Consider the following 15,896-nt stretch of genomic DNA (forward strand, 5'->3'; position numbering starts at 1 on the left):
AGTTGCTGGGAAGTAACGACTCGCGACGACCCTCGGTTGGGGGTTATCCGACGCCGCGCGTGGGAACCAAGGAGCATGAGCACAGCGACACGAGAGGTCGAGCCGGGCTCGCTTCGTCAGGCCATCGTCGGAGCGGGCATCGGCAACACCGTCGAGTGGTACGACTTTGCGATCTACGGCTTTCTGGCCACCTACATCGCCGAGAAGTTCTTTCCGTCCGTCGACGGCACCGCCGCACTGCTCAGCACGTTCGCGGTGTTCGCGGTGGCCTTCTTCATGCGCCCCCTCGGCGGCTTCTTCTTCGGCCCGCTCGGCGACCGGATCGGTCGCAAGCGGGTGCTGGCGATCGTGGTGGTCCTGATGTCGTTGTCCACCTTGGGCATCGGTCTGATACCGAGTTTCGACACGATCGGGGTTGCGGCGCCGGTGCTGCTGGTGCTGCTGCGTTGCGTGCAAGGGTTCTCCGCTGGCGGCGAATACGGCAGTGGGGCATGCTTTCTCGCCGAATTCGCCCCGACGCGGCACCGCGGGCTCGTCGTCGCCTTCCTGGTGTGGTCGGTGGTGGTCGGCTTCCTGCTGGGATCGGTGACCGTCACCGCGCTGGAGGCGATCCTGTCCGAGGATGCGATGAACGCCTACGGGTGGCGCATTCCGTTCCTCATCGCCGGCGTCCTCGGCGTCGTCGGGTTGTACATCCGGCTGCGCCTGCGGGACACCCCCGAATTCGAACGGCTGCAGGACTCGGGCGACGTTGCCGAATCCCCACTGCGGGAGGCAGTGCGGACGGCGTGGCGGCCCATCTTGCAGATCATCGGCCTGGTCGTCGTCCACAACGTCGGCTTCTACGTGGTGTTCACGTATCTGCCCACCTACTTCACGAAGACCCTCGGGTTCACCAAGACCGACGCCTTCGTCTCGATCACCGTGGCCAGCGTCGCGGCGCTGCTGCTGATCCTGCCGCTGGCGGCATTGTCGGACCGGATCGGCCGCAAACCGTTGTTGATCGCAGGCGCCGTCGGATTCGCGGTGTTCGCCTACCCGCTGTTCATCCTGCTCAACGCCGGCTCCCTGGGGGCGGCCATCGCCGCCCACGCGGGATTGGCCGCCTTGGAGGCGGTGTTCGTGTCGGCGTCGCTGGCCGCGGGCGCCGAGTTGTTCGCCACCCGGGTGCGGTCCACCGGCTACTCGATCGGCTACAACGTCTCGGTCGCCCTGTTCGGCGGCACCGCACCGTATGTGGCGACCTGGCTGACCGACCGGACCGGCAACGCCGTCGCACCGGCCTACTACGTGATCGTGGCAGCGGTGGTGACCCTCGCGACGGTGCTCACCATGCGGGAGACGGCGAACCGGCCGCTAGCAAGCGGGGTCGAGGGCCCAGGAGCCCCGGTACAGCACCCCGACCACCCGAAGATCTGAGTCAAGGACCGCCACATCGGCTTTCGCGCCGGGGACCAGCCCGTCGACTGAAAGGCCAAGCGCCCTGGCCGGATTGAGCGAGGACTGCCGCACGGCCAGCTCAAGCGCCTCGTCTCGCGGTAACCCGCAGTGCTGGACGGCAAATCGGAACACCCGGTCCATCGTCGCCGTGCTTCCGGCGATGGTGTCCGTGCCCGCCACCGACGCGACGCGAGAGACGACGTCAACGGCCAGCGGCCCAAGGTGGTAGCGGCCGTCGGCCATTCCGGTCGCCGCCATCGCGTCGCTCACCAGCGACACCCGGTCGGGTCCGACGCTGCGGGTGACGTGGCGGTAGATCGCGGGGGCGACGTGGACGCCGTCGGTGATCAGCTCGACGGTCACACGCGGATCTTCGAGGAGCGCGACGACGGGCCCCGGCTCGCGGCGGTCGACGGGACGCATCGCGTTGAACAAGTGGGTGCCGACGGTCGCCCCGGCGGCGATCGCGGCCCGTGTCTGCTCGTAGGTCGCCTCGGTGTGACCGACCGCGGCCACCACCCCCGCCGCGACGAGCTGACCGATGGCCGCCAGCGCACCGTCGCGCTCGGGGGCGATGGTGACCATCCGGACGGCTCCTCCGCCCGCCGCCAGCACGCGGTCGATCTCGTCGGGATCCGGGTCGCGCATCAACGACGGCTGGTGGGCGCCGCACCGCTTGGTCGACAACCATGGGCCTTCGAGGTGGATGCCGTCGATCACGCCGGACCGGACGTCGCCGGCCAATTCCGTTACCTGCCTGAGCAATTCGTCGGATCCGGCGGTGACCAGAGACGCGACGACGGCGGTGGTGCCGTGCCGGCGATGCACCCCGACGGCGGTCGCGGTCTCCTCAGGGGTGGCCGAGGTGAAGTTGGCTCCCCCGCCACCGTGCAGGTGGGTGTCGACGAAGCCGGGAACCACCGTGGCCGCGCCAAGGTCGTAGTCGGCGGCTCGCGGCGCCGGACCACCGCCGACGGCCAGGACCACTCCTTCGGAGACGTCAATCCAGCCGGGCCGCAACAGCTCTCGGCCGGTGAGCAGGGTGTCGGCGGTGATCAGCACTCAGATGCCCTGCCATCCGGGCTTCGAGCGGTACGTCTCGCGGTAGTAGTCGACCAATTGGAGCCGGCGCGCGGCGGCGTCGTCGAGAAGCACCGTGACGTGCGGGTGGTGCTGCAGGATGGTCGCCGGCCACATGGCGCTGACCGCACCCTCGACCAGATGGTGGACCGCCTCGGCCTTGCTGCGACCCGTCGCCACCAGGATCAGGTGCCGGGCCTCCATGATGGTCCCGAGCCCTTGGGTCAGGCAGTGCGTCGGCACCGATTCGACGTCGTCACCGAAGAACCGCGCGTTGTCGACGCGGGTCTGCCGGGTCAGCGTCTTGATACGGGTGCGGGACGCCAACGACGATCCCGGCTCGTTGAAGGCGATGTGCCCGTCAGTGCCGATTCCGAGGATCTGCAGGTCGACCCCGCCGGCAGCCGCGATCGCGGCCTCGTACGCCGCGCAGGCGGCCGGGATGTCGTCCGCCCCGCCGTCGGGACTCGACACGGCACCGGGCGCGAAGTCGACGCGGGAGGTGAACACCTGGTCGATGACGTTGCGGTACCGCTCGGGGTGGTCGGCGGGCAGGCCGACGTACTCGTCGAGGGTGAACCCGCGAGCGCGGGCGAACGACAGGAGCCCGCCGTCGCAGCGCACCGCCAGTTCGTCGTAGATCGCCAGTGGCGACGATCCGGTGGCCAGCCCGAGGACGGCCTCGGGCTTCCTCGTCAGCAGGGCACCGATCGCGTCGGCGGCGATGCCACCGATCTCCGTGGCGTCGCGGCAGATGACGACTTCCATTTACTTGTTGGCGGTGAAAAGGTGTGCGCCGGCCAGGATGTCGGCGCCTTCCAGGACGGCTTCCGCGGCGACGACGTTGTCCGCTTCGCGTTCGTCCATGATCACGACGGGGACGATCGGGTTGAGTCCCTTGGCCACGATCGCCGGGACGTCGTAGGTGATGACGAGTTGACCGGCGGTGACGACGTCGCCCTCGGTGGCGTGCGCCGTGAAGCCCTCGCCCTTGAGAGCGACGGTGTCCAGGCCGAGGTGCACCAGGACGCCCACGTTGTCCGGCGTCAGGACGACGAAGGCGTGCGGGAGCAACTTCAGCAGCTTGCCGCCGACCGGTGCGATCGCCTCGGTGACCTCGTGCGGTGGCTCGACGGCGGCGCCGTATCCGACCATGCCCTGGGAGAAGACCGGGTCGGGAACATCCTGCAGGGATACCGCGCGCCCGGCGACCGGTGCGAGGACGTGTGTGGTGCTCATCTGCTCAACAATACGAGTACCGGCGCAACCGGGTCTCGTGTTCATGCGTTCTCGTCTAGGCTTCCCCGCAGCTTTGGCGGTGGCCGGCATGGCCGGCAGAGGAGGGTGACCTGACATGAGCGGTACGACGAAATCCCAAGGATCACAAACGAAGTCGGGTATGCGAATCCCCGGCTTCGCGCAACTGCAGCGACTCGGCAAGAGTTTGATGCTTCCCATCGCGGTGTTGCCCGCGGCGGGCATCCTGCTCCGTCTCGGCCAGGACGACCTGCTTGGCAGCATCAAGGCTCCGGTCATCGGACCGTTCTTCCAGGCGATGACCGCGGCGGGCGACGCGATCTTCAGCAACCTGCCGCTGCTGTTCGCAGTCGGCGTCGCGATCGGGTTCGCCAAGAAGGCCGACGGGTCGACGGCGCTGGCCGCCGTCGTCGGGTACCTGGTCGTGCAGGCGGTGTTCAAGACGATGTCGCCGATCGTGCTGGCGGGTGAGGTCGACAAGGCGGGCGAGCAAGCACAGATCAACTACAGCGTGTTTGCCGGAATCCTGGTCGGCCTGCTCACCGCGTATCTGTTCGACAAGTACCACACCATCCAATTGCCTTCGTATCTCGGCTTCTTCGGGGGTCGGCGCTTCGTCCCGATCGTGGTGTCCCTGGCCTGCCTGTTCCTCGCCTTCGCGATGAGCTACTGCTACCCGCTGTTCGACGCGGGCCTGACCGGTCTTGGCAAGTTCATCGGCGGCTCGGGAGCCATCGGCGCATTCATCTACGGATTCGCCAACCGCATGCTGATTCCCCTTGGCTTGCACCACATCGTCAACTCGTTCGTCTGGTTCATCTACGGCGACTACCAGACCCCGGACGGAAAGGTCGTCACCGGCGAGCTGACTCGCTTCGCGGCAGGCGACCCGTCGGCGGGGCTCCTCACGTCGGGCTTCTACCCCATCCTGATGTTCGGCCTGCCCGCGGCGGCACTTGCCATGATCCACGTCGCAAACAAGAAGCAACGCAAGGTCGCGGTCGGCATCCTGTCGGCAGCCGCGTTGACCGCGTTCCTGACCGGCGTCACCGAACCGCTCGAGTTCGCGTTCATGTTCGTGGCGTTCCCGCTGTACGTCGTGCACGCCGTCCTCACCGGGCTGTCCCTGGCGATCGCCTACCTACTCGACATCCATCTGGGCTTCTCGTTCTCCGCGGGGTTGATCGACCTGCTGCTCTACGGCACGGCTCCCGCGGCGAAGAACATTCCGCTGCTCATCGGCATGGGTGTGGTGTTCTTCGTCCTCTACTACGTGCTGTTCCGGTTCGCGATCACGAAGTGGAACATGCGGACTCCCGGTCGCGAGCCGGAGCTCGAGTTCGAGGCGGAGGAGCGCGCCAACCTCGGGGAGGGTGACACTTCCGCGACGACCGTGACGGCGGGCGGGTCGGTTGCCACGACCGAGAGCACGGCCGAGAAGCTCATCACGGCGTTCGGCGGCCGGGAAAACCTGGTCAACGTCGACGCCTGCATCACGCGGCTGCGGATGGAGGTGGCCGATCCGTCGAAGGTGGACCAGGCGCAGTTGAAGGCTCTCGGCGCCGCCGGTGTCATCGAGGTCGGCAACAACGTCCAGGCCGTGTTCGGCACGCAGGCCGAGGCGCTGAAGAACGACATCAAGGACGTGCTCTAGCGCTAGTCCTTGGGCAGGACGAGCGCGGCGATGGCGGCTGCGGCGATCGCCAGCGCCAGGATCGTGGCGGCGACGGCGGTCCAGCCGTACCGGTCGAACGCCACTCCGCCGAACCAGCCGATGACGCTGGAGCCGCCGTAGTAGAAGAGGTTGTAGAGGGAGGACGCCTGCGCCTTGCCGACGGGTGCCGACTGCCCGGTCCACCCCGAGGCGATGGAATGCGCCCCGAAGAACCCGGCCGTCGCGACCACCAGACCGACGAGGACCGCGATCACGTTGTCGCTCAGGGTGATTGCGACGCCGGTGACCATGATCGCGACGGAGACCAGCAGGACGCGTTTGCGGCCGAAGCGGGTGGCCTCGGCCCCGGCGCGAGACGACGCCCAGGTGCCGGCCAGGTAGGCCAGGAACACCAGGCTGACCAGGAACGACGGCAGGAAGAACGGCGCACCGGTCAGCCGGAACCCCAGGAAGTTGTAGAGCGCGACGAAGCCGCCCATCAGCAGGAATCCCTGGGCGAACAGGGCGAGCTGACGGGGTGAGCGCAGGTTGGCCGCCAACCGGTGGACGAGCGTCCCCTCGGGTCCCGTTCCTCGACGGGGAACGAAGCCGCGTGGTGCGGGCGCGAGCTTGACGAATGCCAGTGCGGCGCAACCGCACAGCGCCGCGACGGTGAACACTCCCCCACGCCAGCCGGCGAATTCCGCCACGGGACTGGCCACCAGTCGTCCGAGAAGACCGCCGATGGTGGTGCCTGCGACGAAGGTTCCGGCGGCCCGCGCTGCGTGCGCCGGGTCGATCTCCTCGGTGAGATACGCGACCGCGATGGCGGGCACCCCGCCGACGAACAGTCCCTCGACGAAGCGCCCGGCGAGCAACGCCTCGTAGGTCGGCGCGAAGGGAACCAGGAGCCCGACGGTGGTGGCGACGCTGACGGAGATCGTCATCGCCTTGACCCGCCCGATGCGGTCGGCAAGCGTCGACCAGGGAATGACGCCGAGCGCCAATCCCACGGTCGACGCCGAGATCGTCAGCGCGACGTCGGCGGCACCGATGTGCAGCCCGCCCGCGATGAGCGGCAGCACCGCCTGCGGCGAGTAGAGCTGTGCGAACGTCGCCACCCCGGCGAAGAAGAGCGCGGCCAACAGTCGCCCGTACTCGGCCGAGCCGCGGCTATGTCCCGCCCATCGCGGCGCGGCGCATTGTTCGATAGACACTCGAACTACCGTAGGAACGCCCGTGCCATGTGTCCAATGCATGTAATTGGTCAACTCCATACGTCGAACACATCATCGCTCGTCAGCGGGTCAAGGCTGCTCCCAGGCGACGAGGAAGTCCGAGAATCGACGGGCCGGCGGAGACAACGGGCGGTCGCGCTCCCACACCAGCCCCACCTCACGCTTGGCTCCCCCGTTGGTCAGCGCCACGTGGACGGTCTTGGTCGAACCCGCGTCGTCGCGAGGCACCGGCACCACGGCGACGCCGAACCCCGCGGCGACCAGCCCCTCCATCGTCGGAATCTCGGTGGCCTCGAACACGATGTCCGGGGTCAGCCCCTCTTCGGCGCAGAGTTCGTCGGTGACCTGACGCAGCCCGTACTGCTCGGCCAGGGCCACGAACGGCTCGCCGGCCGCCGCCGAGAGCCGCATTCTGGTTCGGGTGGCGAGCCGGTGCCCCGGCGGGACGGCTAGGCACAGTCGCTCCACGTAGAGCCGCCGCCAGGTGAAGTCGGAGGGGTCGGGGCGTGGGGCGGTGATCGCGAGGTCGGCTCGACCGGTGAGGACGCGGTCGGTGATCTCGTGCGCGGGTCCCTGGAACAGGTCGAAGCCAATTCCGGGCACGGCATCCCGAAACCGTCGAAGTTGTTCCGGCACATACCAGCTCGCGAGGGAATGCAGGAAGGCCAGCCGCACCCGACCGCTGTCCGGGTTGCGCAGTGCGGCAATGCGATCGCGCGCCGACTGCATTTCGGCGATGCTGCGCTGCGCGTGCTCGAGCATGATCTGCCCGTAGGCGTTGAGCCGCAGGCGCCGGTTGACGCGGTCGAACAGGGGTGTGCCGGCTTGGTCCTCGAATCGGGCCAGGGCACGGGACAGCGTCGGCTGACTAACCCTCAGCTCGGCGGCCGCCTCCGTGACGTGTTCGGTCTCGGCGAGAGTGACGAACCACTGCAGTTCCTCGAGGCGCACCGCCCGACGATAGCCTTACGGCGCCTCCACGGACTCCTCGAGATGGGCAATCGCACTGGCCCCGTCGGGTGCGACGTAGACCAGCTGGGCGGACGGGATCGGCAGGAATCCGTCGGCGTCCATCCTCGCGAGTTGCTGGGCGAGCCCGTCGTAGAAGCCCGCGGTGTTGAGCAGCACCACCGGCTTGGCGTGGAAGCCGTGCTTGCGCAGTTCCAGGATCTCGGTCGCCTCGTCGAGTGTCCCCAGCCCGCCGACCATCACGACGACGGCGTCACATCCGGCCAGCAGCAACGCCTTTCGTTCGGCGAGGTCGGCGGCGAACACCATCTCGTCGGCGTCGGCCCGCGCCTTGGCGCGCAGGAACTCGACGGACACGCCGACAAGCCGGCCGCCGGTGGCGTGCACGCCGTCGGCGACGACCTTCATCAGCCCGGTGTCGGAGCCACCCCAGACCAGGGTGTGACCGCCCGCCCCGATCAGCTCGCCGAATTCCCGGGCCGGGGTGGTGTACCGCTCGTCGAGGTCGGCGGCGGAGAGGAAGACGCAGATCTTCACGGGCCCAGTATGCCGGGCATACACCAACTTCACAGCTGAATATTGTCTACCATACCTAGACTGAGCACGACGAACGAGAGGTGGCCGACATGACCGGAGTGGAGATCCCCTTCACCGGAGTGAGATTGCGCTTCGACAGCACGAGGAACTTCGCCTCGCTGGTCGACGCACTGCTGGCCGACGTGGGCCGCCAACCCGTGCCGATCGAGGCCATTGCGCAGCGCCACGACGACTGGGCGTCCTACGAACGAGAAGTCCAAGAGTTCGTCGGACCCCACGGCTTCATGCTCTTCGCGTCCTTCGACCACGGTGGGTGGATCACGAAGGCCGGAATCGACCGCCACGTTTTGCGCGTGATCATCGGGAATCCGCTGATCGCCATCACGATGATTCGACACGACGTCACGGCTGGTCTGTTCGCCCCGGTCGAACTGCTGCTCACCGAGGAAGAAGGCGACCGCAGCGCCCTGACCTACGTCCGCCCGTCCTCGTTGATGGTGATCGAACCCAATCCGCCGCTGCTCGAGGCCGCCGTCGCACTCGACACGAAGCTCGCGGCCCTGGCCGCGTCGATCACGGAGTCCTAAACCGACCTACCTGCCGTGGGCGGCGAAGAACTGCGCGCTGGCCAGCGACGCGTTGGTCGCCGTGGTGGTCGGCCCCGCGCCGGGCAGGGCGAAGTTGCCGGTGGGCCAGGTGTGCCCGCCGCCGTTGATCTGCAGCAGGACGACGGCGGTGCCGTCGGCACATCCGACCGCGCTGAACCGTCGCACCGACGTGCCGTCACCAACGCTGGGCAATTCGTCCTCGACCGGGGCGCTCGCGCAGCGGTCGACGTCACGGAAGCGCGCCGACAACGCAGGCGCGGCGAGGATGTCGCTGGGTCCGCCGCGGCCCACCATGCCACCGCCGGCGAACGGCACGACGGGATCGGCGGTGCCGTTGAAGGCCAGCACCGACACCGGGCGGGACGGATTGCAGGCAACGCCGGACCCCAGCGTGGCCGCCACCGGTGCCACCGCCGAAAAGACGTCGGCCCGGTCGCACGCGAGCCGGGTGGCCATGAAGCCGCCGGCCGACATTCCGGTGGCGAACACGCGCCCCGGCGGGATGCCGTAGTCACGGGCGAGCCGGTCGACCAGCGCCGTCAGGAATCCGACGTCGTCGACCCCCTGACGATCGGGGATCGAGGCACCGCGCCCGTCGGCCCAACTCTGGTCGACGCCGTCGGGGTACGCGACGACGAAGCCGAGCGCGTCGGCCGCCGCGCCGTAGTTGGTGCTCGCCGCCTGGCCCGCCCCGTCGCTGCCGGCGCCGTGCAGGTTGATCACCAGCCCGGCGGGCCGGTCGACACCGCTCGGGGCGTGCACCAGGTAGGTCCGCTGCAGCCCACCGAACGACATGTCACCCCGGACGTCGCCACCGGGGAACGCCGACGCGGTCCCGACGAATCCAAGGAGGGCGCAGCCGAGAACGGATGCGATGGCTGTCAGACGTACGAGGGCCGTCCTGGTCGATGCGAGCACCTGCACAGTGTCGATGGCAAAGTTGGACGACGGGTGAACTTGAGGGACCTGGCCGGAATTCGGCACCGCCTCGCGTTACCGCCAGCAACGACGTTGAAACGTCGACCGTGGCCGGGCGGCCCGAAACCCCACGTGAGGCCGGTGCCGTCGGGCAAGAATGGGCCGATGCGCTTCGGAAGCTTCATGGCCCCCTTCCACCCGGTCGGGCAAAACCCGACGCTCGCCATCGAGCGGGACCTCGACCTGATCGTGGCGATGGACCGACTGGGCTTCGCCGAGGCGTGGATTGGCGAACATCATTCCGCCGGGTTCGAGATCATCTCCTCCCCCGAAGTCTTCATCGGTGTCGCCGCCGAGCGAACCAAGCACATCAAACTCGGCACCGGCGTCAGCTCGTTGCCGTACCACCATCCCTTGATGCTGGCCGACCGGATGGTCCTGCTCGACCACCTGACCCGCGGCCGGGTGATGCTCGGATGCGGGCCGGGGCAGCTGACCTCCGATGCCCACATGCTCGGCATTCCCGCCGACGCGCAGCGCCCGCGAATGGAGCAGAGCCTCGACGCGATCATGCGACTGCTGCGCGGCGAAACGGTCACCATGCACACCGACGGCTTCACCCTGCAAGACGCACGCCTTCAGTTGAAGCCCTACAGCGAGCCATGTTTCGACGTTGCGGTGGCGGCGTCGTTCTCACCGACCGGACCGCGCGGCGCAGGCAAGCACGGCGTCGGCATGTTGTCGATCGCCGCGACGGCGCGCCAGGGCATGGATCTGCTTGCCCAACACTGGAAGACGTGGGAGGACGTCGCCCTCGAACATGGTCACGTCGCCGATCGGTCGAAGTGGCGCCTCGTCGGGCCGATGCACCTGGCTGAAACCCGCGAGCAGGCCGAGCGCGACGTCGAGCACGGCATCGTCGAGTTCTCCCAGTACTTCAAGCATCTGCTGCCCGCCGGCCCGGTGCAGGGCGACACCGTCGCCGAGATCCTCGCCAACAACCGGGAGTCCGGCTTCGCGGTGATCGGCACGCCCGAGGACGCGGTGGCCAAGATCTCCGAACTCGTCGAGGCGAGCGACGGCGGGTTCGGGGCGTTCCTGCTCTTCGACCACGACTGGGCGCCACCCGCGGCGAAGCTCAAGAGTTACGAACTCTTCGCCGAGTACGTGATGCCGCACTTCACCGGTCAACTCGCCGCCCCGGTCGCCTCCCGGGACTGGGTGCTGTCCAGCGGGACGGAGTTCATGGACCGCGCCGCGCACGCGATCGGCAAGGCGATCGAGGACCACGCCGCCGAACAATCCGCCAAGCAAGCCTGACCAGGTGGATCCACTGCTGCAGGAGATGCTCGACGAGCACCAGCTCACCCGGCTCGTCCACGCCTACTGCCGCGCCGTCGACCGCGGCGACCTCGACGCGCTGAGGGACCTCTATCGCCACGACGCCACCGACGCCCACGGCGCGTTCTCGACCGGGTCGGTCGACGACTTCATCGGCGGGCTCGCCGCCGCGCGTCCCCACCTCCGCGCCATGCAGCACCACGTCACCACCGTGAACTTCGCCGTAAGCGGGGACACGGCCGAGGGTGAGATCTACACGGTCGCGACCCACACGCTGATCGCCGGTGCCCGCGACGTCGACGTCACCGTCGGCGGCCGCTATCTCGACAAGTACCGCAAGCGCGACGGCACGTGGCGGATCTCCGAACGGGTCATCGTCACCGACTGGGCACGCGTCGACGATCCGTCACCGGTGGAGTTCGGTCACCCGATCACCAGGGACACCCCGCGCGGCAGCCCCGGCCCCAACGACCCGTCGCACCAATTCTTCTCGCTGCTTGGCTCTCGCTGAGCGGGGAACACCACCCCCATGAGAACCGTCGAATACGCGCCGGGGCGTTCGGTCGACCTATACGGCGACCCGTCAGACCCCACCGTCCTGCTGTGGCACGGCATGCAGACCGACTCACGGGCCGCGCTGCGGCCACTTGCCGAGGCGATCGCCAGCCACCGCCTCGCCGTCGTGGTCCCCGACTGGAACTCCCACGCCGACGACGGCGGCCGCTCCGACCTGCTCGGTTCGGCAGCGTTTGCGCGGGACAGCGCCACCAATGCCGACGATTTGGTGGTGGTCGGATGGTCGATGGGAGGTCTCGCCGCGGCCGGGTTGACGATCCAGTCCAATGCCGTAGGCATGCGCGTCGGCCACACCGTCTGCCTCGCCGGCGCCTTCGGTGCCACCGACCCGATCTCGGGCGGCTCCCTCCTCGACGGTCTCGACGGCGGACCGACCGGGTCCTTCACGCTGCTGCACGGCCTGCACGACGACGTCGTGCCCATCACCGTCTCGACGACGTTCGCGGCCAAGCTCGGCGAATTCGGTTGGCCCGCAGAGGTGGTGGAGCTCGACGCCGACCACGGATCGATCGCCGGTGCCCGCTACGACGCGACCCACGACCGCTACGAACCGTCCGACGATCCCTCGACGCTGGGCGTTGCCGCCGACGTCGCCGCGCGAATCGCCCTCGCGGCGGGACGCTGACCGGCTACGCCCTCGTCCCCGAGTGCCGGGTGGCCACCCGTGCCACCAGGTAGAGCACCGCACCCACCGCCAGCAGTATCGCGCCGAACAGCCACACCTTCGCGTCCTGCTGAGTGAGCAACAGGATGCACGACCCGACGCCGAGCACCGGTACCACCGTCCACACCCGAAAGTGGTCGTGCTCGACGGTGTCTCGCCGCAACACCAGCACCGCCACGTTGGTCGAGATGAAGACGAACAACAGCAGCAGCACCACGGTCTCGGCGAGCGTGGACAGGTCACCGGCGAGGGTCAGCAGCATCGCGACCACCGTCGTCGAGACGATCGCGACCCACGGCGTCCGTCGATTGGGCAGCACTCTGGCCAGCACGGCGGGAAGTAGCCCCTGCTCGGCCATCCCGTAGGACAGCCGGCTCGACATGATCATGGTGAGCAGCGCTCCGTTGGCGACGGCGACGAGGGCGATGGCGCTGAACACCCAATCGGGAATGCCGACATCCGAGGCGCCGACGACGGCCAGCAGCGGGCCCGAGGACTCGCCCAGTTCGTCGGGCGACAGGGCCGTCGCACTGGCGATCCCGACCAGTACGTAGACGACGCCCGCGGTGAGGAGCGCCCCGAAGAGTGCCGTCGGATAGACCTTTTGGGGGTTGCGGACCTCCTCGATGACGTTGGCCGACGTCTCGAATCCGACGAAGGAGTAATAGGCCACGATCGCTCCGCTCAGCACCGCCAGCGCGGGCGTGGCGCCGTCGGGGAACTCCGTCACGCGCCCGACGTCACCGCGGCCGCCGCCGACCATGACCGCCACCACGACGATCACGATCAGCAGACCGGACAGTTCGATGACCGTCATGACGACGTTGCTCTTGACGCTTTCGCTGATGCCCCTGGCGTTGAGCGCCGCGACCAACAGCAGGAACACCATGGCCGCAGGCACCGCGGGCACGTCGACGAACGTGCGCAGGTAGTCACCGGCGAAGGCCAGCGCCAGACCAGCGGCGCTGGTCACGCCGGCGGCGAGCATGCTGAAACCGACGAGGAACGACACCATCGGCCGGCGGAAGGCCCGCTCGGCGAACACCGCGGCGCCGCCGGCCTTCGGGTACTTGGTGACCAGTTCGGCATAGGACCCGGCCGTGAGCAGGGCCAGCAACAGCGCCACCAGCAGGGGCGCCCACAGCGCACCGCCAACGTCTTTGGAGAGCACCCCCATCAGGGCGTAGATGCCGGCACCGAGGACGTCGCCGAGTATGAACAGGAACAGCAGCGGCCCGGTGATGCCGCGCTTGAGCGGCCCGCCGTCCAGATCGTCGTCACCCGCCCGGGTCTCGGTCATCCGCTCAGTCATGTTCGGCGTGATACCCGCTCGCGCGCCGCGCAAGCATGTTCGCCCCTGCGGAAAGTCGGGTTACCGTGGGCGGGATGGCGACGAAGACCGCATCTGCCACACCCACCCTCTGGACCCCAGCCCGCGTGCTGGTGACCCGGTCGGCCTCCGAATTGCCGCACGGCGCGGCGATCATCGCGCGATGCGAGGCCGCGGGCGTGGCCGACGTCGACGTGCTCTCCGGCGACCGGCTGCCGTCGTTGCGCGCAGACGACGACCGCGCCACCTACGCACTGGCCAAGCGAACGCTCGCCGTCGTCGTGGCACCGCCGAGCAAGCGCCGGCTGCAACCGATTCCGCCGAGCGCCGACTGGCGGATCGACCTGGCCGAAGGCTGCCCGGGCCACTGTCAGTACTGCTATCTGGCCGGCTCGCTCTCGGGCCCGCCGATCACCCGGGTGTATGCGAACCTTCCCGAGATCCTCGCCGCGATGGACGACAAGGTCGGGCACGGAACCGTCACCTCGGCCTCGACGGAGCGCTCGGCGGAGGGCACTACGTTCGAAGCCTCCTGCTACACCGACCCTCTCGCGATCGAACACCTCACCGGGTCGCTGTCGACGACGATCGCCCATGTCGGAACCCACGACTGGCCGGGCCCGGTGGGGCTGCGGTTCACCACGAAGTACGACGACGTCGCACCCCTTCTCGCGCTGCCGCACGCCGGCCGCACGCGAGTTCGGATCTCGGTCAACGCCGAGGAGGTCGCCAACCGCTTCGAAGGCGGCACCGCGCGTCTGCCGCAACGCATTTCGGCGCTCCAGGAGCTGGCCCGCCATGGCTACCGGGTGGGCCTGACAATCGCTCCCATCATGCCGGTGCCCGACTGGCGCGAGGCCTACGGATCACTGCTGCGCGACGTCGCCGCCGCCGTGGCCGACGTCCCCGACCTCGACCTGACGGTGGAGTGCATCACGCACCGCTTCACCGAGACGAGCAAGGACGTGCTCCTGGGGTGGTACCCGCGCACCAAGTTGGAGATGGACGAGGAGGCCCGCACGCGCAAGTTCGGCAAGTACGGCTCCGCGAAGTACGTCTATCCGAAGGACACCATGGCAGAGCTGCGGTCGTGGTTCGGGTCCGCGCTTGCCGAAACGCTGCCGATGGCCCGAATCCTGTACTGGACGTAGGACGTCCAGGCCATCATTCAGCCGATTCGTCCGACCGCTTCACGACGTCCGGGGCCACCTCGCGGGTGGCCATGCCGCCGGTGCGACCATGGTCGGCAGGTCCCGGCGGCGGCTCTGCCGCGTCGGTGTGGTCGTCGTTCTTCTCGTGCTTCTCGGCCATGAGAACCAGATGCCCCTGCCGACCGAACTTCAACCGCGCCTAGAAGGGGCTGCTGTTGGACTGCCACTTCGCGGAGTCCGGCCGAGGGCCGAAGCGCGCGGCGTAGTCCTCGTGGAGACGGGAGTCCTTGCGGCGCCTGAGCGCGTCGACCAACGTCGGGTCCAGGTCGTGCTGCACGAGGCGGTGGCGGCGCCACACCTTGTTCAGCGCCAGTGACATCAGGATGGCCCAGATGTAGATCGGCGCCGTCATCTCCAGGTGCACGTAGAGCGACGCGGGCAGCAGCCACAGCGGGGCGAGCACGAGCAGCGGCGGGATCGCCATCCGCAGGACGTGCCTGCGAACTGCGCCCTCGCCCGCGAGGTCCTCGGCCACCCAGTTGCGCATGGACGGTGGTAGGCGCCGCCCGTAGGAATAGGCGACGTACTGCAACGGCGTCGGTCGGGCGTCGTTCATGGTGGCTCCCATCTTTCGGTTCAGGCGTCGAGCGCGCCGGCCGCCAACGCGGCCACGTTGATTCGCGTCAGGACGCGGTGAAGTTCTTCTAATTCGGGCAGCTCCACCCCGAGTCGAGCGACGACCGCGGGCGGGATCTCCAGCGCCCTCGCCCGCAGTGCGGCGCCGGCCGAGGTCAGCTCGACGTCGGTCGCGCGCTCGTCGACCGCGCTCTTCTTGCGGGTGACCAGGCCGATGGCCTCGAGGCGCTTGAGCATCGGCGACAGCGTGGCCGAGTCCAACTGCAGCGCCGCGGCGATCCGCTTCACCGACAGGGCGGGCGCCTCCCCCGACGCCGCCTTCTGGTGATCCCAGAGCGCCAGCATCACCAGGTACTGCGGGTGGGTCAGACCGAGCGGCTCCAGAAGCGGTCGGTAGACGGCCAGGACGGCGCGGTTGGTGACGGCCAGTGCGAAGCAGACCTGGCGTTCGAGCGCCAGCGGGTCGACGTCCACCGTGGCCGGAGAGTTCATATTTG

The 15,896-nt window shown here is 68.5% G+C and carries 18 protein-coding genes; 7 read left to right on the top strand and 11 right to left on the bottom strand.

Going from position 1 to position 15,896, the window contains the following annotated elements:
- Nucleotides 1-75 precede the first annotated feature (75 nt).
- Nucleotides 76-1,419, top strand: coding sequence for an MFS transporter (locus ASD37_RS07150; protein ID WP_056549452.1), 1,344 nt, complete (start codon nt 76-78; stop codon nt 1,417-1,419).
- Here ASD37_RS07150 and nagA read toward each other — a convergent pair.
- Genes nagA through ASD37_RS07165 form a run of 3 tightly spaced genes read right to left on the bottom strand, consistent with a single transcriptional unit; the run spans nt 1,357 to nt 3,759 of the window.
- On the bottom strand, nt 1,357-2,502 hold the full coding sequence (gene nagA / locus ASD37_RS07155) for an N-acetylglucosamine-6-phosphate deacetylase (RefSeq protein ID WP_056549454.1): 1,146 nt from the start codon (nt 2,500-2,502) through the stop codon (nt 1,357-1,359). The genes ASD37_RS07150 and nagA overlap by 63 nt on opposite strands.
- The gene (nagB, locus tag ASD37_RS07160) at nt 2,503-3,288 is read right to left on the bottom strand and encodes a glucosamine-6-phosphate deaminase (RefSeq protein ID WP_056549456.1); all 786 of its coding nucleotides are present in this window, start codon (nt 3,286-3,288) and stop codon (nt 2,503-2,505) included.
- Entirely contained in the window at nt 3,289-3,759 is a 471-nt protein-coding gene (locus tag ASD37_RS07165; RefSeq protein ID WP_056549458.1) for a PTS glucose transporter subunit IIA, read from the bottom strand.
- Nucleotides 3,760-3,874: 115 nt separating this feature from the next.
- Here ASD37_RS07165 and ASD37_RS07170 point away from each other — a divergent pair, with 115 nt between their 5' ends.
- The gene (locus tag ASD37_RS07170; RefSeq protein WP_056549460.1) at nt 3,875-5,431 is read left to right on the top strand and encodes a PTS transporter subunit EIIC; all 1,557 of its coding nucleotides are present in this window, start codon (nt 3,875-3,877) and stop codon (nt 5,429-5,431) included.
- A 2-nt stretch (nt 5,432-5,433) separates the two neighbouring features.
- On the opposite strand, the gene ASD37_RS07175 is transcribed toward ASD37_RS07170, so the two are convergent.
- The 3 genes from ASD37_RS07175 to ASD37_RS07185 form a co-directional block, all read right to left on the bottom strand.
- Nucleotides 5,434-6,648 carry an MFS transporter gene (locus ASD37_RS07175; RefSeq protein ID WP_056549462.1) on the bottom strand — a complete coding sequence of 405 codons (1,215 nt, stop codon included), beginning with the start codon at nt 6,646-6,648 and terminating at the stop codon, nt 5,434-5,436.
- A 90-nt stretch (nt 6,649-6,738) separates the two neighbouring features.
- Nucleotides 6,739-7,620 carry a LysR family transcriptional regulator gene (locus ASD37_RS07180; RefSeq protein ID WP_056549464.1) on the bottom strand — a complete coding sequence of 294 codons (882 nt, stop codon included), beginning with the start codon at nt 7,618-7,620 and terminating at the stop codon, nt 6,739-6,741.
- Between the two features lie 15 nt (nt 7,621-7,635).
- Nucleotides 7,636-8,175, bottom strand: a complete 540-nt coding sequence (locus ASD37_RS07185) for a TIGR00730 family Rossman fold protein (protein ID WP_056549466.1) — start codon at nt 8,173-8,175, stop codon at nt 7,636-7,638.
- Between the two features lie 89 nt (nt 8,176-8,264).
- Between ASD37_RS07185 and ASD37_RS07190 the strand changes: the two genes are divergently transcribed.
- Nucleotides 8,265-8,762 (top strand): DUF302 domain-containing protein, encoded by a 498-nt coding sequence (locus tag ASD37_RS07190; RefSeq protein WP_056550021.1) that lies wholly within the window; start codon nt 8,265-8,267, stop codon nt 8,760-8,762.
- 6 nt (nt 8,763-8,768) lie between these two features.
- On the opposite strand, the gene ASD37_RS07195 is transcribed toward ASD37_RS07190, so the two are convergent.
- Nucleotides 8,769-9,707 (bottom strand): PHB depolymerase family esterase, encoded by a 939-nt coding sequence (locus ASD37_RS07195; protein WP_370072430.1) that lies wholly within the window; start codon nt 9,705-9,707, stop codon nt 8,769-8,771.
- A 159-nt stretch (nt 9,708-9,866) separates the two neighbouring features.
- Here ASD37_RS07195 and ASD37_RS07200 point away from each other — a divergent pair, with 159 nt between their 5' ends.
- From ASD37_RS07200 to ASD37_RS07210, 3 genes are read left to right on the top strand one after another with little or no spacing between them, the layout of a single operon-like run.
- Nucleotides 9,867-11,021 (top strand): LLM class flavin-dependent oxidoreductase, encoded by a 1,155-nt coding sequence (locus ASD37_RS07200; RefSeq protein WP_056550029.1) that lies wholly within the window; start codon nt 9,867-9,869, stop codon nt 11,019-11,021.
- Nucleotides 11,022-11,046: 25 nt separating this feature from the next.
- Nucleotides 11,047-11,553 (top strand): nuclear transport factor 2 family protein, encoded by a 507-nt coding sequence (locus tag ASD37_RS07205; RefSeq protein WP_056550032.1) that lies wholly within the window; start codon nt 11,047-11,049, stop codon nt 11,551-11,553.
- An 18-nt stretch (nt 11,554-11,571) separates the two neighbouring features.
- On the top strand, nt 11,572-12,243 hold the full coding sequence (locus ASD37_RS07210; protein ID WP_056549468.1) for a S9 family peptidase: 672 nt from the start codon (nt 11,572-11,574) through the stop codon (nt 12,241-12,243).
- 4 nt (nt 12,244-12,247) lie between these two features.
- Here ASD37_RS07210 and ASD37_RS07215 read toward each other — a convergent pair whose 3' ends face one another.
- Entirely contained in the window at nt 12,248-13,594 is a 1,347-nt protein-coding gene (locus ASD37_RS07215; protein WP_370072432.1) for an APC family permease, read from the bottom strand.
- A 74-nt stretch (nt 13,595-13,668) separates the two neighbouring features.
- On the opposite strand from ASD37_RS07215, the gene ASD37_RS07220 reads away from it, so the two are divergent.
- Nucleotides 13,669-14,763, top strand: a complete 1,095-nt coding sequence (locus tag ASD37_RS07220; protein ID WP_056549472.1) for a spore photoproduct lyase family protein — start codon at nt 13,669-13,671, stop codon at nt 14,761-14,763.
- Between the two features lie 13 nt (nt 14,764-14,776).
- Here the strand turns inward: ASD37_RS07220 and ASD37_RS31945 are convergent, their stop codons facing one another.
- Genes ASD37_RS31945 through ASD37_RS07230 form a run of 3 tightly spaced genes read right to left on the bottom strand, consistent with a single transcriptional unit; the run spans nt 14,777 to nt 15,891 of the window.
- Complete coding sequence (locus ASD37_RS31945) at nt 14,777-14,923, bottom strand: hypothetical protein (protein ID WP_200959754.1); 147 nt, start codon at nt 14,921-14,923, stop codon at nt 14,777-14,779.
- A 39-nt stretch (nt 14,924-14,962) separates the two neighbouring features.
- Nucleotides 14,963-15,379 (bottom strand): DUF5313 domain-containing protein, encoded by a 417-nt coding sequence (locus tag ASD37_RS07225; protein ID WP_056550035.1) that lies wholly within the window; start codon nt 15,377-15,379, stop codon nt 14,963-14,965.
- Between the two features lie 20 nt (nt 15,380-15,399).
- Nucleotides 15,400-15,891 carry a MarR family winged helix-turn-helix transcriptional regulator gene (locus ASD37_RS07230; RefSeq protein ID WP_056549474.1) on the bottom strand — a complete coding sequence of 164 codons (492 nt, stop codon included), beginning with the start codon at nt 15,889-15,891 and terminating at the stop codon, nt 15,400-15,402.
- Between the last annotated feature and the right edge of the window lie 5 nt (nt 15,892-15,896).

The organism is Mycobacterium sp. Root135 (assembly GCF_001426545.1).
In the GTDB taxonomy this organism is placed as follows: domain Bacteria; phylum Actinomycetota; class Actinomycetes; order Mycobacteriales; family Mycobacteriaceae; genus Mycobacterium.